Below are 18,567 nucleotides of genomic sequence, written 5' to 3'. Positions count from 1 at the left end.
GATAACTGGTAACTGATAACTGATAACTGGTAACTGATAACTGATAACTGATAACTGGTAACTGATAACTGATAACTGAATTATGCCTAGTTCTCGCTCTAGTGATAAAATCTCTTTACCTTGGATAATTGGTATTGGCCTCGCTTTATTTACTGCTGGTGGGGCTGCTGCTTGGTTTGCCGTCCATCACCTATCTTCCCCCCAGAAAACCAGCGAAAACCCGATTGAATCTCCTACTCCGGCGCCGATAAGTCAATCACCAATTGTGAAACCGGTTTCTCCCGGTCTAGTGAAGACAAGTCCGACAGCAACTCCTGCAGCTATTCCTGTTAGGGAAACTCGACAGGTTTTTTGGTTAAAAGTGACTGATACGGGTAATCAATTAGTCACCCAAGAAATTACCGTTCAAAAAGCGAATAGCGACGACCGAGAGTTAACAGCAGTATTGAAGATTTTATTAGCCGGTCCAAGTAATCATCAGGATATGACTACTATTCCCCCTGGGACTAAATTACTGGATTTAAAAGTAGATAAAACGGGAATTAAGATTAATCTCTCGGGGGAGTTTGGCAATGATGATGGTCCTGATATGTTGATCGGTCGTTTGGCACAAATCATCTATACTACTACTACCGAGGATCCGAATGCCAAAGTCTGGATTCAAGTGGAAGGAAAACCCCTAAAATTATTAGGAGAAGGCCACGGTATTGAAGTTGCCCAACCGATGACTCGTAAGTTTTTTGAGGAGAATTATCAACTATAAGTTGTTCGCACATTTCAACTGTTGGTTGCGATAGCAAATTGAGGTTAACTAGGGGGATTACTGGGGGGATAGGGAAAAAGAATTGGATAGGGAATTTTAATTCCTTCTTGCTGATAGCGTCGGTGTAGGAGTTTAATAAATTCGTGTTTAATGGTGAGATGTTGAAAAAATTCTTCTTCTATCACCTTGAGATAAACTGTTAGCACAATGCTATAGTAATCAAATTTACGATAGAGGATCAAGGGTTTATAGTTACCGAGGTGAGGTTGCAATAACTGGGCGATTTCTTGCATAACTTCTAGGGTAACTTTTTCGACTTTTTCTAAGTCACTATCGTAACTAATGCCCACTTCCACAGGAACCAGTAGGGAGTTATCCGGTAAACTATAGTTACGGAAACTAGAAGAAATGATCTGAGCATTGGGAATGACCAAAAGATTATTGGTAATTTCTTCAACTACGGTGCATCTTAAATCCACATCTCGCACATAACCAGCTTCTCCCGTTTTCAGTTCAATATAATCTCCCGGTCTAACTTTTTTAGAAGTGATAATATTAATTCCTGACATTAAATTAGCTAGGGTATTTTGGAGAGCTAAACCAAGGGAAACACCCCCAATACCAAAGGCAGTTAGCATGGGAGTGATCGAAATACCAATCGAGCTTAAAATCAGCAAAAAACCGCAGCTAAAAATCAGAACTTTGGCGAGAAATTCAAATAGGGAAGTTAGGGAAGAAATGCCATCATCTCCCGTGGTATAAAATCGTAATATTTCCACAGATAATTGAGCAATAGCCCAAGTAGCCGAAGCTAAAAAAGTCACTAGCAGCAATTTTTTGCTGAGGAGAATCAAGTAGGGAAAAAGGGGAAGATTGGGAAGAGAGAGGGCAATATTTAACCCCAAAAGTCCGAACCAAAGTATGCTTAATCCACGAAGGGAACGTAAAATCCCTTCCGAGAAACGCAGGTTTTTTTCTCTGGCAATCGATAAAAGTTGACTGACAACGCGCTTTTCTACGAACCATCCCAACAGCAGGAAACTGAGGACGATGGTGATGGGTAGAATAATATAGGGCCAATCTTCCAGTCTGGTTAATAGGTTCATTGCTAGAGGGTTAGAAAAAGATGCACTTTGCCTTATATTATTCCCCATTTCTCTATCTCTAGTAGCGGCGGTGGAATTTTGGGGCAAAAAGTTGCAAAATGTAAAGAGGAACTCATCTTTTCTTCGGCAGCTTTTGTGAATAGTCAGTTAGTTAAACCAAAATTCGGGCTTTATCGATTTTTAATGGTTATAATCGTGGTTTTATTGCTGATTAGCACCTTTTTAATCGCTTTTCATCTGGCTAAGATGTCGGATCCCTACATTAAAGAGGTTTTATCCCGACAAGGTAATGTCAGTCGCGGTTACGAAATCTTTCAGATTAACTGTGCTGCTTGTCATGGCCAGTTTGCTGATGGTATCGTCGGACCGAGTTTAGAGGACGTTTGCCATCGCAAATCGAGAATTAGTCTGATTGAACAGGTAATTAGCGGTAAAACCCCGCCAATGCCCAAATTTCAGCCTGATACTCAAGCTATGGCCGATTTATTGGTTTATTTAGAAAATCTTTCAAAAAAATGACTCTTGGCTGACGTTGATGATAAGCTAGGATGCGTTGAAGCTGGGTAGAGAGTGGGAAGTGGGGGAATGGGGGACGTGGGGATGTGGGGACGTGGGAAGTGGGGGAATTTCCACTAAAACCCTAACACCCCCCCCAAAAACGCAGACAGTGACCAACCCAAAACCCGACCCCTGACCGATTGATAAATTTTACTTATATAGAAAAATTTTGCTTCTATTTGGGTACGCTAGTAGAAACACTCAACGATAAATACTTATGTCTTGGCATTCCCAAGTTGAACCGGCGATTATTCAAGGAGATTTCTGGCAAGTTAGCCAATTTTATCAAGAATTAATAGAAAAAGACCCCTTAGAAATTAGCCATTATTGGCATTTAGGATTAGCTTATCTTTTAGAAGCTAGGGAAGAAGAAGCGCAAACCACATGGTTATTCGTCCTCAGTCAAGGGGATGAACAGGAAATTCTTGTTTGGATAGCAGATTTAGTCAATATTTTGGATGGGGAAGCGCGCAGACAACTAGATTTAGGCAATTTAGAAACCAGTTGGTTAATTCGAGGACATATTCGCGAGATTAGTCCCGATAATGTTGATAATTTACTGCGGTTTATTTTATTGGCAATTGATTTGAATTATTTCGAGAAAGAGCAGTTAGAAGCTTGGTTATTTATTGATGTGTTAAAAACAAATAATTGCCAAAATCTAGAGTTAAGTTTATTAGTAGAAGTTTTAGAAAAATTTCTCGATTCTCAGATACCAGAAACCGTTCCCTACTTGGAAGCAATTCTTCAATCTCACTGTCAGCGACAAACTTTCATCAAAGTAGTAGAAGCTAAAGTACTTCCTCTAGTCATCAATAATAAACCATTGGCTATTGATATTATTAATACTTGTTTAGCAGTAGAACCAGAGCAAATTTATCTGTTAGCTGAACTTTATAAATGTTATTTTGATAATCGAGATTTTGCTGCTGCTATCCAAGTAGCTAATCAATTAAAAACAAGTTGTCAAGATTTGCCTTCTCAAGCTGTCGCTGATTATATTGCTCTTTATGTAAAATTATTTAGTGGTAATTGGATTGATATTCAGATAGACATTGAAGAATATGCAGAATCCTTGCAAACAAGTATCGCTAATCGAGAATGTCCAAGGTTATTGAATAAACCATACCTAACAGTTTTATCCCCTCTAGCTTACCTAGAAGATAACCCGATAAAAAACCGTTATATTAGTAATTTTGTTGGTCAAATTTTTCAGGAATATATTCGTAATAATTCTAACTGTCATTTTTCGCAAAAATCTACTATTAAAGATGCCAATAAAGTTCTTAAAATTGGCTATATTGCCCATACTTTATATAATCATTCTATCGGATTGATCTCTAGATGGTTAATGAAGTATCATGACTATAACCAGTTTCATGTATCTTTATATCTAGTATCTCAAAAAGAAGACCTGATCACTGAAAATAGTTTTAGAAATCAGGTAAATGCCTGCTATAATTTACCTGTTAACCCAGTGCTAATTGCTGAAAAAATTAATCAAGATAACATTGATATTTTGGTAGATTTAGACAGCATCACTAATAATACTACCTGTCAAGTCATGGCACTAAAACCCGCACCAATACAAGTGACTTGGTTAGGTTTTGATGCTTCGGGAATTCCAGCAATTGATTACTATCTTGCTGATAATTACGTTTTACCAGCAGATGCACAGGAATACTACCGAGAAAAAATTTGGCGCTTACCTAATTCCTATATTTCTGTGGATGGTGTCGAGGTTGCTTATCCTTCTCTCCGAAGGGATGATTTAGGGATTCCAGAGGATGCGATTAATTACTTAACCGTACAAACGGGGGTAAAACGTAACCCTGAAACTATTCGACTTCAGCTACAAATTTTAAAAGCAGTTCCTAATAGTTATTTGAGTATTCAAGGGTTAAGTGATGCTAAATCAGTAGAAAAATTATTTTTCAAAGTTGCTGAGGAAGAAGGAGTTAATTATGAGAGATTAAAAATGTTTCCTCTCTATCCCACAGGAATTTATCGAGCAAATTTAAGGATAGCTGATGTGGTTTTAGATACCTATCCTTTCACGGGAGGAATGACAACTTTAGATGTGCTGTGGATGGGGATTCCTTTGGTGACAAAAGTTGGTCAACAATGGTCATCGAGAAATAGTTATACTTTAATGGTTAATGCGGGAATTAGTGAGGGTATTGCTTGGAGTGATGAGGAGTATATTGATTGGGGAATTAAGTTAGGTAAGGATGAACAGTTGAGACGCAAGGTTATCGCTAAATTAGATGAATCTAGAAAAACTTCACCGATTTGGAATGCACGTCAGTTTACTAAAAATGTGGAAAATGCCTATCGTCAAATGTGGCAAATCTATTGTGAAAGTTAATCAGGGAGAATTAAACCATGTCTTGGCAAAATGAAGTTACAACCGCTTTAGAAAACAATCAATACGATATTGTTAGTCAGTTTTACGAACAACTGATAGAAAGAGAAACCACAGAAATTAGTTATTATTGGTATTTAGGATTATCCTATCTTTTGCAAGAAAGAGAAGAAGAAGCACAAGCTACTTGGTTATTTGTCTTCACTCAAGGAGATGAACAAGAAACCGAGTCATGGCTGCTAGAATTAAGCAATATTTTAACTACCGAAGCTAACCGACAATTAGAGTTAGAAAATCTAGAAGTTAGTTGGTTAATTCGTAAACATCTACAGGAAATTAATCCCAGTTATCTGGATAATTTACTGCATTTAACTCTCGTTGAAATCAAATTAAATAGATTTGATCCTCAACAACTGCAAGAATGGCAAATACTAGAGTTAATTACCCAGGGTTCAGTTAACTCTCAATTATTGGAACGGGTAGTAATTGCCGTTATACCTTACGCTCATGAATATACTATAGAATTAGTCCGGTTAAGTTTACCCTATCTTGGCAATTCTCCAGAACTACTTAATCACGTCATCACCGTTACCCGATACTTTGCTTTTGAGAAATATCAACCTATTTATTCCGTTGACTTAGCGGAAGCTTTTCTTCCCCTTTATCCCGGAAATTTGTACTTAATAGCTAATTTATTTTGGTTTTATGTCTCTGTCCCTAACTACCCAAGAGGGATACATCTTATCAAAGAATTTAAAAATAAAAGCCAAACAATTGATTTAGAAATGTTTAGTCAATCTCTTCTCTTTAGTGGTTCTTTACGAGCCTCAAAATGGAGTGACATTCCTAGTATTTGTCAAGAGTATAAACACTTAATTAAAGAATTTTTAGAAAAAAAGCCCCAAGATATACATCCCTTAGTTCGGGAAGCTTTACTAACAGTTATGAATCCAATTTCTTACTATGAAGATAACCCAAAAGAGAATCGACCGCTTTTAAATCAGATTGGCAGTTTTTTTCAAGAAACCTACAGAGAAATGCTAGGTTTTCAGGAAGAAAAATTTGACAAACTCAAACAATGCAATCCCAATAAAAAACTGAAAATTGGTTACATTGCCCAAACATTAAAACGTCATCCCGTCGGTTTATTGAGTCGTTGGACTATTAATTATCACAATCGTGAACAGTTTGATATTCACCTTTATATGGTAAGTCAATCCGTGGATGAAATAACGAAACAATGGTTTTCTAATCCCCTAAATAAAATCTATCATGCTACTGCTGATTCCCTGGCAACTTACCGCAAAATTAAAGAAGATAATATCGATATCCTTGTGGACTTAGATAGTGGTACTGGACCAATGGTTGTCCAAGTTATTGCCCTTAAACCTGCTCCTATTCAAGTTAACTGGTTAGGTTTTGATGGTTCCGGTTTACCCGCAGTGGATTATCTTTTAGCAGATCCTTATGTATTGCCAGAAAATGCCCAAGAATATTATCAAGAAAAAATCTGGCGCTTACCAGATGCTTTTGTCGCTGTGGATGGTTTTGAAATAGACATTCCTACCCTGCGAAGAGAAGATTTAGATATTGATAACGATGCCATTATTTACCTAAGTTCTCAAACAGCAATTAAGCGTAATCCAGCGATGATTCGCTTACAAATGCAAATCATCAAATCCGTCCCCAATAGTTATTTCCTGATTCAAGGAGTTGCTGATGATAATTCCCTCTGGGATTTGCTCTGTCAAATTGCCGCAGAAGTTGGGGTAGAAACTAATCGAATCAAGATGCTTCCTCTCTATCAGACGGAAACCTACAGGGCAAATTTAGCCATCGCTGATGTGGTTTTAGACACCTATCCCTTTAACGGTGGTACAACCACCCTAGAAACCCTCTGGATGGGAATTCCTCTCGTGGTTAAAGTCGGGCAACAATGGTCATCACGCAACGGTTATACTTTAATGATGAATGCGGGAATAACCGAGGGTATAGCTTGGAGTGATGAGGAATATGTGCAGTGGGGAATTAAGTTAGGATTAGATAAAAATTTGAGAGAAGAAATCCGATGGAAACTCCGAAAGTCCCGTCATACATCTCCCCTCTGGAATACCAAACAATTTACCAGAAATTTAGAAACTGCTTATTGGCAAATGTGGAATATTTATTGTCAATCTTAGCAGATAAAAACCATGCAATCGCAGCCAGACATACAAACCTAGTTAAACAATCAAAATTATTGACCAGTAAGTAGTAGTGCAAAATTAATTTCCTAGTAAAGATAGGCAAAAGGCAAGAGGCAAAAGGCAAGAGGGGGTTAGATATGTGTAATTAATTTTGCTTAGGTACTTATTTCAGTTTACCACTTAACTGATAACAATTCTCCAGCAATTGAGGATTATTTTTATCTAGGATTTTTACAAAATAGAGAAGAAGACACACAAGCTACTCGGTCACTGCTGTGGAGTCAAGCAGCCAAATCGTCTGTTAGACTTCTGATAAGAACGAATCGCACCAGCACCTCATATCTTGATTGTCAAGACTTCGGCCGTAAGACTTCGGTTCAACGGTCTCCACCTGACATTGAGGGGCTGGCTGCGATAGGATAAAAAAGTGCTAGATAAAAACTCCTCTCCCTTCTGGTCCCTAGTTGCGGGTCACTGGTTCAAGCTCATCTGTGGAGCCAGTTACCAGGATTTACCCACGATTCGCAACCTCGCTTTGACCTATACTATTGCCGGGGCCGATTGTATTGATGTGGCCGCTGATCGAGCCGTGATCCTTGCGGCCCGCGAAGGTATCGAAACCGCCGAAAAAATCGCCAGATTCCCCCCCAATCGACGACCTTGGTTAATGGTCAGTCTCAATGACGGTGAAGACCCCCACTTTCGCAAAGCTGTCTTTAACCCGCAACTCTGTCCCGTCGATTGTCCCCGTCCCTGCCAAAAAATCTGTCCCGCTTATGCTATCGATGGGGGGGGAGTGATTGAACAGCGCTGTTATGGTTGCGGTCGTTGCCTACCCGTTTGTCCCGAGCAAATAATCGAGACAAAATCCCGTGTCTGTCAACCCGCAGAAATTATCCCCTTAATTGTCGAAATGGGAGTAGATGCGATCGAAATTCATACCCAGGTCGGCCATAGGGACGAATTTGCTCGACTCTGGCCAGCGATCGCACCCTTAACTAAAAACCTAAAAATCCTGGCCATAAGTTGCCAAGATCATGAATATATCATTGATTACCTCCACCAGCTGCAAGAAACTATTTCACCCCTAAGCTGTCCTCTGATTTGGCAGACTGACGGCCGACCGATGAGCGGCGATATCGGCAAAGGAACCACCCACCCGGCCATCAATATGGCCAAAAAAGTCCTCTCCGACAATCTAGCCGGATTTGTCCAGTTAGCTGGGGGAACCAATGACCATACCGTGACCAAATTACAGCAACTGGGACTGAGAGAAAAAATCGCTGGTATTGCCTATGGAAGTTACGCCCGTTCATTGATTTTGCCAATTTTAGAGCATTTAGACCAGCCTAACCTTGAAAATGACCCCCAAGCCTACCAAGAAGCCCTTAAAGCCGCCTCTATGGTGGTTGCCCAATTAAAAGCCTAACCTTGGTCAAAAAACTATAATATTTTCTTAATTGACAACTAACCCATAAATGTGTCATGCCCCAAGAAAATCTTGGACATAAAAACAGCCAATTATCGCCCAAACCTTTTAATATATAATGCCAGAAACCCTACCCTCTTCTCGGATGCCAGTTACCGACGATTTAAACAAACTCTTGGCAATTCTACCAGCGCGGATTCGCGGCAAAATCGAGGAACAGCCGCGGCAGCATCAACTGATCGAAGTGGTTATGGATTTGGGACGCATACCAGAAGCGCGTTTTCCCGATGGGGCGATCGATCTGGGGGACGAACCGATCTCAAAAGAAGAAATCCAGTATTCGATCGCCAGGGTGGGCAGTTTTAGCGGCGATAATCGCGCCGGGATTGAACGCACCCTACACCGCATCAGTGCCATTCGCAATCGAGAAGGGGAAATTATCGGTTTAACCTGTCGTATCGGTCGGGCCGTTTTCGGTACAATCACCCTGATTAACGACCTGGTGGAAACAGGGAAATCCCTACTGCTGCTCGGTCGTCCGGGGGTAGGAAAAACCACGGCCTTGCGAGAAATAGCCCGAGTTTTAGCCGACGATCTTAACAAACGGGTAGTAATTATCGACACTTCCAACGAAATCGCCGGAGATGGAGATATTCCCCATCCGGCCATCGGTCGCGCTCGTCGGATGCAGGTGTCCCGTCCGGAATTACAGCATCAGGTCATGATCGAAGCAGTGGAAAACCATATGCCAGAGGTAATCGTGATTGATGAGATCGGTACGGAATTAGAAGCTCTCGCCGCTCGCACGATCGCCGAACGCGGGGTGCAGTTAGTGGGAACTGCCCACGGCAATCAATTGGAAAATTTAATTAAAAACCCGACCTTATCGGATTTAGTTGGGGGAATTCAGGCAGTAACTCTCGGAGACGAAGAAGCGCGCCGCCGGGGTTCTCAGAAGACCGTTTTAGAACGCAAAGCACCCCCCACCTTTGAGATTGCCATCGAAATGTTGGAACGTCAGCGCTGGGTCATTCACGAAGACGTATCCACCACGATCGACCAACTGCTGCGGGGACGCGAAGCAATTGCCCAAATCCGTTGGGTAGATGAGGAGGGAAAAGTACAGGTCACTCAGGAAGAACCAAAACCAGAAAACCTCACCCCTTTGCGTCGCAATTATCTCCCAGAAATGGATAAACCCAAGGGATGGCGTGCCGATGGCCAGATGACTCCCGTGGCCCGTTTCAGTGCGAGTCCACTCAACCGAGAAAACGATTTCGATCGCCTCCTCGAACAATCCTGGCTGCAGGAAGAACCGGAAACGGAAAAACTCCGCGTCCCTGGTCCCAATGGCGAAGATTGGCCAGTTTATATCTATCCCTACGGAGTCAGTCGCGCCCCGATTGAACAGGTAGTACAGGCCCTAGATTTGCCGATCGTTTTGACCAAAGATTTACAGGAGGCCGACGCGGTGCTGGCCCTGCGTTCCCACGTTAAAAATCAGTCAAAATTGCGGCAAATTGCCAAAGTAAGACAAATTCCCATCCACGGCATCAAATCCAATACCTTGCCCCAAATTTCTCGGGGTTTAAAGCGGATTTTGGGCATTGATGACCCGATGAATCAGGAAGGTGCAGATCTGCGTTTATTTGCCCGCAGCGGCAGCGATGACGAGATCGAAGCTTTGGAGGAGGCCCGGTTAGCGGTGGAACAAATCGTTATTCCCACCGGCCAACCGGTGGAGTTACTGCCGCGCTCGGCGAAAGTGCGAAAAATGCAACACGAATTAGTGGAACATTACCGTCTCCAATCTGATAGCTTCGGAGAGGAACCTAATCGCCGTATTCGTATCTATCCAGCTTAGGAGTCAGGAATTTGCAGCGACGCACACTCATCATTATGGGTACAGGGGCGGCGATTGGTACGGCGGCCGCCCTGATAATCCGTCGTCCCGAATCGGCGGCGGAATTGCGGGCTAAAATGCCCCTAGCTGAAAGAATTAAGCTCTGTCTCGATCTGGCTAAGATGAAACTAGCCACCACGATCGATTATCTCGATAGTTATGCCCGTCGGGGCATTCTTTATCCCTATCTTACCCATCCAGAGCCATCGGGTTTTAACTTCTTAAATTGGCTACGGAGGGGGAATAGTCCCACCCCCGGCACTTGGAAGTTAGCAAAGGCCGATTTTTGGGCGGCAGGGGCTTTTCCTGCTCTATTATGGAAAATTGCTGACTTAGAATCAAACCCTATGGATGCAGGATTTTGGGCAGCTGCGGCGAAAAAATGGAGCGATTCCTTAAAAGAAGCGAGTTTGAAGAACAAAGATGTCGCTCTCAATAACGTACTGGTGTTTGCTCCTTGGTTTCAGTCGGGACAGGGCCAGGAAAAACAGGCAGCCTTAGAGATAACTTTACAGGGAGCCAGACAACTAGCGCAACCTTTTCAGGATGGTCAAGGGAGTTATCGCACCGATATCGGGACTTTTGGCTGGTTACGCAAGGCCGATCGCACCGATCAGCAAGAACATTGGCACGTTTTTATGGATCATACGATCAATATAGAACAACTGCTCTGGCCAAGTCTCCACAATCCTGACCCCAAGGAAGCAAAAGATTGGCAAGAAAAAGCCCTTTCCCACATCCGCACCATTAGCCGCACTTTTGGGGCTAACCGTCGCCCAGGTAAAACGGGAACTTGGCAAAGAGGGTATTTTGATCAAAATGTCAACTCTCCCACCTATAGAAATTTCTTATTTAATGAGGGAAAACAGGGTTGGCGCGATGATAGCACTTGGTCCCGGGGTCAAGCTTGGTTTATTTATAGTGCCACGACGGCCTATATTTACACCGGCGATCCAGAAATGTTAACCATTGCCAAGGATGCCATTAATTATTATCTGGAAAATTTGCCCGATCGCTGGCCCGGTGAGCAAAGACGCGCCGGAGATTTTATCCCCCCCTGGGACTTTGATTATGCCTGGCAAAAAAATGCCGCTACCGAAAAGGATTCTTCAGCATCAGCGATCGCCGTGGCGGGGATGATTCGCTTATTAAAAGCTTTACCCAGCAGTGATCCTAGTTATGGAACCTATCGAGAGGCGATCGATAATACTCTCTTAAATTTGACTTCTTTTCAGTATTTTCCCGATGAAACTGCCCCAGAGATGAGTCTATTGCGTCATGGTTGTTATCATCATCCGGCTGCTATTCGACCCAGCCAAATCTATGATACGGGTTTAATTTGGGGAGACTTCTTTTTTATCAATGCTTTGGCTGAATACCAAAATTTACGGCTCTTCTAGGTTCTGTGTGATAAGTTTAACTTACAATATGATCGATCTTTGTGTCCTCTGTGTCTCTGTGGTTCCTTCCACTCCCTCGCCAGCGGGACTGTATCTTAGAATACATTTTACCCACCAAATCCAAGAGAGCCAATTTACCCGATACTTAACTGACTAAGTAGTCGTGCAAAATTAATTTCCTAGTCAAGACTCCGAGACTATTTTTATTTATTCTCCCTACACCCCACACCCTACACCCCACACCCCCAAAAAACTTTTTGCCGCAAACCCTACGGGAGCATCTCACCTTTGCAATAAGCATAAATACTTAGTAGAAAAATAGGCTTTTCGAGGGTAATTCTTGTTTTAATTCTCCATGTACGCGGTCTTTAAAAGCCTCTATTTCGTTCCAAGACACGATTAAGAGTGGCTTTTAGGCTAAGTATAATTACTCATCGCGTAAGTGAGATGCTCCCTATGGCTTTTTGTCAACGGGGAAGTCCAGGTATGAGAGGCTCTTATCTCTTCAAGTCCAATTTGGGGGGAGAGGGGAAATTGTCGAAACCTTTGCTCTGACAGAGTTTGAAAATTATTTGTTTTCCGTCTTAACCTGCTGAAAGTGGGTTATTAACCCACTCCCCACTCTCCTACATCTTTAAAAATTCCACATTTCTAACACTTTTCCCGTAATTGTTTGATTTAACCAGAAAGTATTATGACTGAGGGAGTTAAGATTATTTGCTGTTACTTTCCAGCTTGCTTGGGGATGAAAAAGAATTGCTTCCACAGGATTTCCGGGGTTGAGAGATGCCGGTTTTTGTTGTAAACAATGACAGGGATTAAGACTAAGTGCTTGCCATAATTGTAAAGCTGATAATTGCCCGGTTATTACTAATTTTTCCCAGAGTAGCGGTAAAGCTAATTCTAACCCGATCGCGCCGGGGGGTGCTTCTGCAAAAGAGACGGTTTTTTCTTCGTAGGTATAGGGACGATGATCGATCGCGATTGCATCGATAATTCCCTCTTTAATTGCCGCAATTAACGCCTTGCGATCGCTTTCGTTGCCCAAGGGTGGAGCGAGGTGTAAACTGGGATGGTAGCTGGCGATCGATCCCGTATTTAAGAGGAGATGCAACCACGTCACACTAGCGGTTATCGGCAATCCCCGCATTTTTGCCTCGCGAATTAATTCCACTCCTCGACGGGTAGAAATTCGCATGATGTGAACAGGTGTATTAATTTCGCCGACGATTTCTAAAATTGTAGCTAAAGCAGTGGTTTCGGAAATAGCAGGATCTCCGGGTAAACCGAAGCGAATCGAGGTTTCTCCCTCGCGCATGACTCCATTACCCTTTAATTGCTGATTTACCGGGGAAAGGGCGATATTTTGACCGAAGGGTTTTAGGTATTCCAATAAGTGCCGCAACAGTCCTAAATCTTCTAGACCGCGATTATCGGTAAAACCCACCGCTACAGGCATTAAATCAGCTAATTCCGTCATTTTTTGCCCTTCCCTTCCTAGGGTAAGACTTGCCCAAAAATGCAGACGAGTCGATTTTGAGTCAAAAAACCCTTGACTTTTTTGCTGTAATGTGCTAACGAGTGCGGGGTGATCGAGGGGGGGGAGAGTATTGGGGAGAATTGCCACCCGGGTGCAGCCTCCGGCCGTGGCCGCTTTGAGCAAAGATGCGAGGGTTTCTCTGTCCTCGTGGCCGGGTTCCCCAGAATGACTGTAGAGATCGACTAATCCGGGAGCAAAAATACAGTTTTGACCAGAAATATAGTGACTATTTTCTCTTGGGGGAAGCTGAGATTCGATCGCTTTAATCACCCCCTCCTCAATCCAGACATCGGCAATGCGATCGGTTTGTGTCAGGGGGTCAAGGACTCTAACCTGTTCTATGATCGTCGAGGATTGGCTATTCACGCAGACTAATTAAAACGTCATTTTTTCCTTTGGCAGTATATCACGTTAAGTAAAAAGTAAAAAATTTGCGTTCTCGGTTAGATTAGGGGACGATAAGTTAGAATATTGATCAACTAAGGTTTTAATCTTTATTTTAATTGGCTGGCCTACTCTAGGGAGAACTGATAGCCGAATCATGCAGTTAGAACTTTTCGATTCTAATAATTTAGAAGAATTTAATCAGGGAACCCCGCGATTAGTTTCTTTTCGAGATTTAGTGCCAGAAATCACCAGCACCAGTTATCTAACCCATGCCATCTATTATTATCCTGCCAAATTTATTCCCCAAGTAGTGAGATTTTGTCTTGATAATTATACTAAAAAGGATGATTGGATTATCGATCCTTTTGCGGGTTCAGGTACGGTGGGTTTAGAGGCGAAACTTTGTCAAAGAAATGCGGTTTTAACTGACCTGAATTATCTTTTAAACCATATTATACCGATTAAGATCACAGAACACCAAGAACCATTGAGTTACTCAGAGTTAGATAAAAAAATCTTAGAAGTTTTTGCCAGCAAGTATAAATTTATCCCTCAGTGGTCAAATTTAAACTATTGGTATCCAGAGGAGATTTTAGCAGTTTTACAGAAACTTTGGGCCGGTCAAAAAAGTCTAGAACCTGATTTGTATTCCCAGATTATTCAAGCGGTTTTAGTGAAAGTTAGTAAACAGTTTTCCTATGCAGAACATACCAAACCTAAATTATTTCAATCGAAATACAAAAAATCAGATATACAGGAACTATTACAAAGAAATTGGCAAGAGGAATTAAAACGAACGATTAAAGAGATGAGTTTTGAAACTTTAACCAGCGTCAATCAATATATTACCGTAACTTGGCATAATTGTAATCAAGTGCTTTTTTATGGAGGAGTAGATAGTGCCACTTTTGAGATCGAGCAAAATCTAGAGTTAGATTGTTTAATTAGTTCACCACCCTATCTGCAAGCACAGGAATATATCAGAACTGCAAAACTAGATTTATATTGGTTAGGATATACAGAAAAAGAAGTACAAAAAATCTCTAAGCTAGAAATTCCCTACCGACACGCTACCAGATTAATCGAAACCGAAACCTTAAATAAAGTGAGATTGAGTTTAGAGAAGGAGAATTTACATAAAATACTCGATTCCTATTTTTGTCACACCATCAACGCTTTAGAAAATGCCACCAGAAAATTAAAACCAGCCGGGAAAGCTTGCATTTTTGTGGGTAATCCGAAAGTGGATGGAGTGGAAGTAGAAACTTGGCGAATATTCAAGGAATATTTTCAGGAAAATGGCTTTATTTTTGATACTGTCTTTGAGGATAGAATTAAAACCAGACAATTATTCAAATCTCGCAAGAATAAAAATCCTGATGGCATGAAATCAGAATATTTACTAATATTAGAAAAGAGGTAGGGTTCTCCTCGACTTTGGATGATAAGTAGGGCTGGTTGAATAAATTTAAAAACCTTATACTGATTATTTATGATCCCTTTTGCCTCTTGCATGAGCAGAAAATGGGGTTCTCCGAGAAACCCGTTTTCTGTGCGTTACTCAACGGATTTAGTATGACTAACTCAAAATCGGCAAAACCCCACACCCCATACCCCACAACCAGGAAAAGCTTTTTCAGCAAACCCTAAGTAGTCGTGCAAAATAAATTTCCTAGTCAAGATGGGCATTCATGCAAGAGACTTCGGCCGTGAAGTTGTCGAACCACTGGGTTGACACCGAAGTGTAACTCCTGATGTCTGAACGAGTACGGAGGGAGTCGAACCCCCGACACCCAGGACCGGAACCTGGTGCTCTATCCTCTGAGCTACGTACCCACGATAAAATACTATTACATTATACCACTAGCCGACGCAGTAGAGCAGAAATTCCCTATGATTAGCGACCGCCCTTTAAAACTACTTATCAGTAACGATGACGGCATTTCGGCTCTAGGAGTCCGCACCCTCGCTAACACCCTTGCTGCTGCAGGCCATCAAGTCACCGTCGTTTGTCCCGATGGTGAGCGCTCTGCTACTGGTCATGGCTTAACCTTACATCATCCCATCTGGGCCGAACAGGTGGAAGGAATTTTTCATCCCGATGTGATTGCTTGGTCTTGCTCGGGAACTCCCGCTGATTCGGTGAAATTCGCCCTTAGTGCCGTCCTCAAAGAGATTCCCGATTTAGTTTTAGCTGGCATTAACCACGGCTCTAATCTCGGTACTGATATTCTCTATTCTGGCACGGTTTCCGCAGCCCTGGAGGGCTTAATCGAAGGTATTCCCAGTATTGCTGTTAGTCTCGCTAGTTTTAAAGCTTGTGATTTCCAACCGGCCGCCGATTTTGCCCTCACTTTAGTCAGAAAAGTTACCCTTAACCCTTTTCCTGTTCCCACTTTACTCAATGTCAACGTCCCTCCGGTTAGTAGTGCCGAAATCAAGGGGGTGAAAATCACTAGGCAGGGATTGCGACGCTACGAGGAAACCTTCGAGAAGAGACTAGACCCCAGGGGTAAAAGTTATTACTGGTTAATTGGGGAAGTGGTCGAAGATATCGAACAACCGGACTACGGCCATTTATCTCCGGAAGTGCCTACGGATGTGCGCGCCATTGGCGAGAATTTTATCACCATCACGCCCCTACAATACAATTTAACTGATGTGCAAGGTTTTCAACATTTGCACCGGAATTCTTGGTTTGATTGAGGATCATCTCATGATATTCTGATTCAATCAGTAGCGTTTGAGAGCCTATGTCCCCATCTCAATTTAATTTTCAAGAAAACGAACTCGAAGAAGCGGATATCATAACCCTCTGGGATGAGCAAGGTCGATCGCTAGACTGTTATATTGAGAACGCCTATGAAACCGATGATCTCACCTATATGCTTCTTGTCCCCGTGGATACACCGGTGATGATTCTAGCTTGGGATGAGGAATCGGAGGAAGAGGAGTCTGATGCCTTCTTAATCGAAGATAGCGAGGAAATTGAGCGGGTTTTCGCCGATGCTAAGGCAGTTTTAGCAGAATTAGACCTATTGCTCAAACCCACTGCTCACACCTTAACTGTTAGTGGTGAATTACCGCCCCTAGAAGAAGATAATGTTCTCAGTTTAGAAATTGATAGCGATATCCCTTCCTCCTCATCAGAGCCAGAAGAATTGCAATTTCTTGCCAGTTTCTTTTCGGAAGACCAAAAATACTCGATTTACAGTCCCCTCGCTCCTTTGTTATTCTTAGCCGTCGGTGATGCGAAAGGGAAAGTTGAATTAGTTTCCCCCGATGATGAGGGCATGGGACCAATTCTAGAGGAACTTTTATTTGATGAACTCGATTAATTACATGATTCTACCAAATCCGCTGACCATAATTTTTGATACATCTAGTCACAGCATATCTTTCGGGATTTGATCATCATTGTGATTAAAACGGATTTGGTATTTTTTTCTAAATTACAGTTTTTCTTAATAAAGATGAAGCATAACAAATTTGCTGATGACTTAGTCCCCAAAACAAAGGTGCTGATTCGGTAGTAGTGATGGGGGCTTAATCCTTTGTTAGCTGTGCATTGTAGTCATGAACAAAATATTAAAGGGTTCTCCGATATGATTATCCATTTTTTTCGAGAAAGATAGACTCTTTCGGGAGCATCTCACTTACGCGATGAGTAATTATACTTAGCCTAAAAGCCACTCTTAATCGTGTCTTGGAACGAAATAGAGGCTTTTAAAGACCGCGTACATGGAGAATTAAAACAAGAATTACCCTCGAAAAGCCTATTTTTCTACTAAGTATTTATGCTTATTGCAAAGGTGAGATGCTCCCGACTCTTTCTTACTAAATAGTCGTGCAAAATTAATTTCCTAGTGAAGAAAGGCAAGAGGCAAGAGGTGGTTAGATGTATGTAATTAATTTTGCTTAGGTACTTACTAAATCCAGTTATTAAAAACTGATTATTTATTCTCCCTCTTGCCTTTTGCCTATCCTGATATGTCACCTATACTTAACGGATTTAGTATTAGTATAGAAATCCTTTTTTGAGTAAGCTTTCCACAATCGACAAAAAGATATTTAACTCAACGGATTTAGTATCAGAGAGAGTAACAAATGTGAGCTGCAGCCAAGCAGTAAGTAATCAGTGAACTGCAAACTCAAATCTGATAACTGATTCAAGATAGTTACAAAAACGCCATCATCCTCACTATGCGTTTTCGACAAACTTTTATGCTTTTATTACATGGCTGACAGTATTTTGTAACAATCTATACTATCTTTCCCGTTGAAGACTGTAAATTTAAGTTAATTGCTTCGGTGATAACCCTAAAATAAAGTGAGCTTTCCAGCCCAGATGACCAAAAACCGCCCCTATCTATCTATCGAATCCTCAAAACTGTTATGCTTCTAGAAAAAATCTCTTAGACAAAAACTATTGCTAAATCTGTCTAGATAGAGAAGCAAAAGCGATCGAGAGATACAAATAATTAAAGCACCCTTACTGAATCAACAGTTACTTGCAAGAAATCTTCTCGGTTATCACCGCGGTCAGTTGGGGGAAGTAATGAGAACTTTTCACTGTTTCATCACCTTTGTCACCTTTGTTTAGTTTCTAATCACGATTTTTTAGTCCATGAGTAAACTTTCTAGACGTAGATTTATCTTCACTGCCGGGGCAACTGCCGTAGGAACGGCAATTCTCCACGGTTGCGCCACTCCCAATAATACCGCAACCAGTCCCTCCCCAGCCGGCAGTCCTGCCGCTTCCCCCGTTGCCAGTGGAGAAACCCCCGAAGTCACCACCGCTAAACTAGGTTTTATTGCCCTCACCGACGCTGCCCCCTTAATTATTGCTAAAGAAAAAGGTTTATTCGCTAAACACGGGATGCCCGATAGGTTCGGCGGGTAACGGTACCGAAAAATATTGAGCTTAACA

At 41.9% G+C, this 18,567-nt stretch carries 12 protein-coding genes, 1 tRNA gene and 1 pseudogene; 11 read left to right on the top strand and 3 right to left on the bottom strand.

Annotation, left to right across the window (positions count from 1 at the left end):
• Nucleotides 1–82 precede the first annotated feature (82 nt).
• The gene (locus ACE3JL_RS14835; RefSeq protein ID WP_271988766.1) at nucleotides 83–763 is read left to right on the top strand and encodes a GerMN domain-containing protein; all 681 of its coding nucleotides are present in this window, start codon (nucleotides 83–85) and stop codon (nucleotides 761–763) included.
• 44 nt (nucleotides 764–807) lie between these two features.
• Here the strand turns inward: ACE3JL_RS14835 and ACE3JL_RS14830 are convergent, their stop codons facing one another.
• A complete protein-coding gene (locus ACE3JL_RS14830; RefSeq protein ID WP_375327806.1) occupies nucleotides 808–1,869 on the bottom strand; it encodes a mechanosensitive ion channel family protein in 1,062 nt (353 codons plus the stop codon).
• Between the two features lie 27 nt (nucleotides 1,870–1,896).
• Here ACE3JL_RS14830 and ACE3JL_RS14825 point away from each other — a divergent pair, with 27 nt between their 5' ends.
• The 6 genes from ACE3JL_RS14825 (at nucleotide 1,897) to ACE3JL_RS14800 (ending at nucleotide 11,710) form a co-directional block, all read left to right on the top strand.
• On the top strand, nucleotides 1,897–2,388 hold the full coding sequence (locus ACE3JL_RS14825) for a c-type cytochrome (protein ID WP_375327805.1): 492 nt from the start codon (nucleotides 1,897–1,899) through the stop codon (nucleotides 2,386–2,388).
• Between the two features lie 256 nt (nucleotides 2,389–2,644).
• Entirely contained in the window at nucleotides 2,645–4,795 is a 2,151-nt protein-coding gene (locus ACE3JL_RS14820; protein WP_375327804.1) for an O-linked N-acetylglucosamine transferase, SPINDLY family protein, read from the top strand.
• A gap of 17 nt (nucleotides 4,796–4,812) precedes the next feature.
• Nucleotides 4,813–6,972, top strand: a complete 2,160-nt coding sequence (locus tag ACE3JL_RS14815; RefSeq protein ID WP_271988762.1) for an O-linked N-acetylglucosamine transferase, SPINDLY family protein — start codon at nucleotides 4,813–4,815, stop codon at nucleotides 6,970–6,972.
• A 433-nt stretch (nucleotides 6,973–7,405) separates the two neighbouring features.
• Nucleotides 7,406–8,407: a circadian clock protein LdpA gene (gene ldpA / locus ACE3JL_RS14810; RefSeq protein ID WP_271988761.1), complete on the top strand. Its 1,002-nt coding sequence runs from the start codon at nucleotides 7,406–7,408 to the stop codon at nucleotides 8,405–8,407.
• Nucleotides 8,408–8,525: 118 nt separating this feature from the next.
• Nucleotides 8,526–10,271, top strand: a complete 1,746-nt coding sequence (locus ACE3JL_RS14805) for a R3H domain-containing nucleic acid-binding protein (protein WP_271988760.1) — start codon at nucleotides 8,526–8,528, stop codon at nucleotides 10,269–10,271.
• Between the two features lie 11 nt (nucleotides 10,272–10,282).
• On the top strand, nucleotides 10,283–11,710 hold the full coding sequence (locus ACE3JL_RS14800; RefSeq protein ID WP_375327803.1) for a hypothetical protein: 1,428 nt from the start codon (nucleotides 10,283–10,285) through the stop codon (nucleotides 11,708–11,710).
• Nucleotides 11,711–12,344: 634 nt separating this feature from the next.
• Here ACE3JL_RS14800 and ACE3JL_RS14795 read toward each other — a convergent pair.
• A complete protein-coding gene (locus tag ACE3JL_RS14795) occupies nucleotides 12,345–13,616 on the bottom strand; it encodes a dihydroorotase (RefSeq protein WP_375327802.1) in 1,272 nt (423 codons plus the stop codon).
• 175 nt (nucleotides 13,617–13,791) lie between these two features.
• Between ACE3JL_RS14795 and ACE3JL_RS14790 the strand changes: the two genes are divergently transcribed.
• Nucleotides 13,792–15,060 carry a DNA methyltransferase gene (locus ACE3JL_RS14790; protein WP_375327801.1) on the top strand — a complete coding sequence of 423 codons (1,269 nt, stop codon included), beginning with the start codon at nucleotides 13,792–13,794 and terminating at the stop codon, nucleotides 15,058–15,060.
• 340 nt (nucleotides 15,061–15,400) lie between these two features.
• Here ACE3JL_RS14790 and ACE3JL_RS14785 read toward each other — a convergent pair.
• Nucleotides 15,401–15,473, bottom strand: a tRNA-Arg gene (locus ACE3JL_RS14785).
• A gap of 57 nt (nucleotides 15,474–15,530) precedes the next feature.
• Here ACE3JL_RS14785 and surE point away from each other — a divergent pair.
• The 3 genes and pseudogenes from surE to ACE3JL_RS14770 form a co-directional block, all read left to right on the top strand.
• The gene (gene surE / locus ACE3JL_RS14780; protein WP_271991850.1) at nucleotides 15,531–16,343 is read left to right on the top strand and encodes a 5'/3'-nucleotidase SurE; all 813 of its coding nucleotides are present in this window, start codon (nucleotides 15,531–15,533) and stop codon (nucleotides 16,341–16,343) included.
• A 47-nt stretch (nucleotides 16,344–16,390) separates the two neighbouring features.
• Nucleotides 16,391–16,975, top strand: a complete 585-nt coding sequence (locus ACE3JL_RS14775) for a DUF3727 domain-containing protein (protein ID WP_271991848.1) — start codon at nucleotides 16,391–16,393, stop codon at nucleotides 16,973–16,975.
• A gap of 1,289 nt (nucleotides 16,976–18,264) precedes the next feature.
• Nucleotides 18,265–18,525 (top strand): annotated as a pseudogene (locus ACE3JL_RS14770) (ABC transporter substrate-binding protein); the annotation flags it as partial.
• Nucleotides 18,526–18,567 lie beyond the last annotated feature (42 nt).

Origin of the sequence: Microcystis sp. BLCC-F210 (genome assembly GCF_042134685.1) — a bacterium.
In the GTDB taxonomy this organism is placed as follows: domain Bacteria; phylum Cyanobacteriota; class Cyanobacteriia; order Cyanobacteriales; family Microcystaceae; genus Microcystis; species Microcystis aeruginosa_D.
Note: the sequence above shows the minus strand (reverse complement) of the source record. Positions and strands in the feature narration are given on the sequence as shown.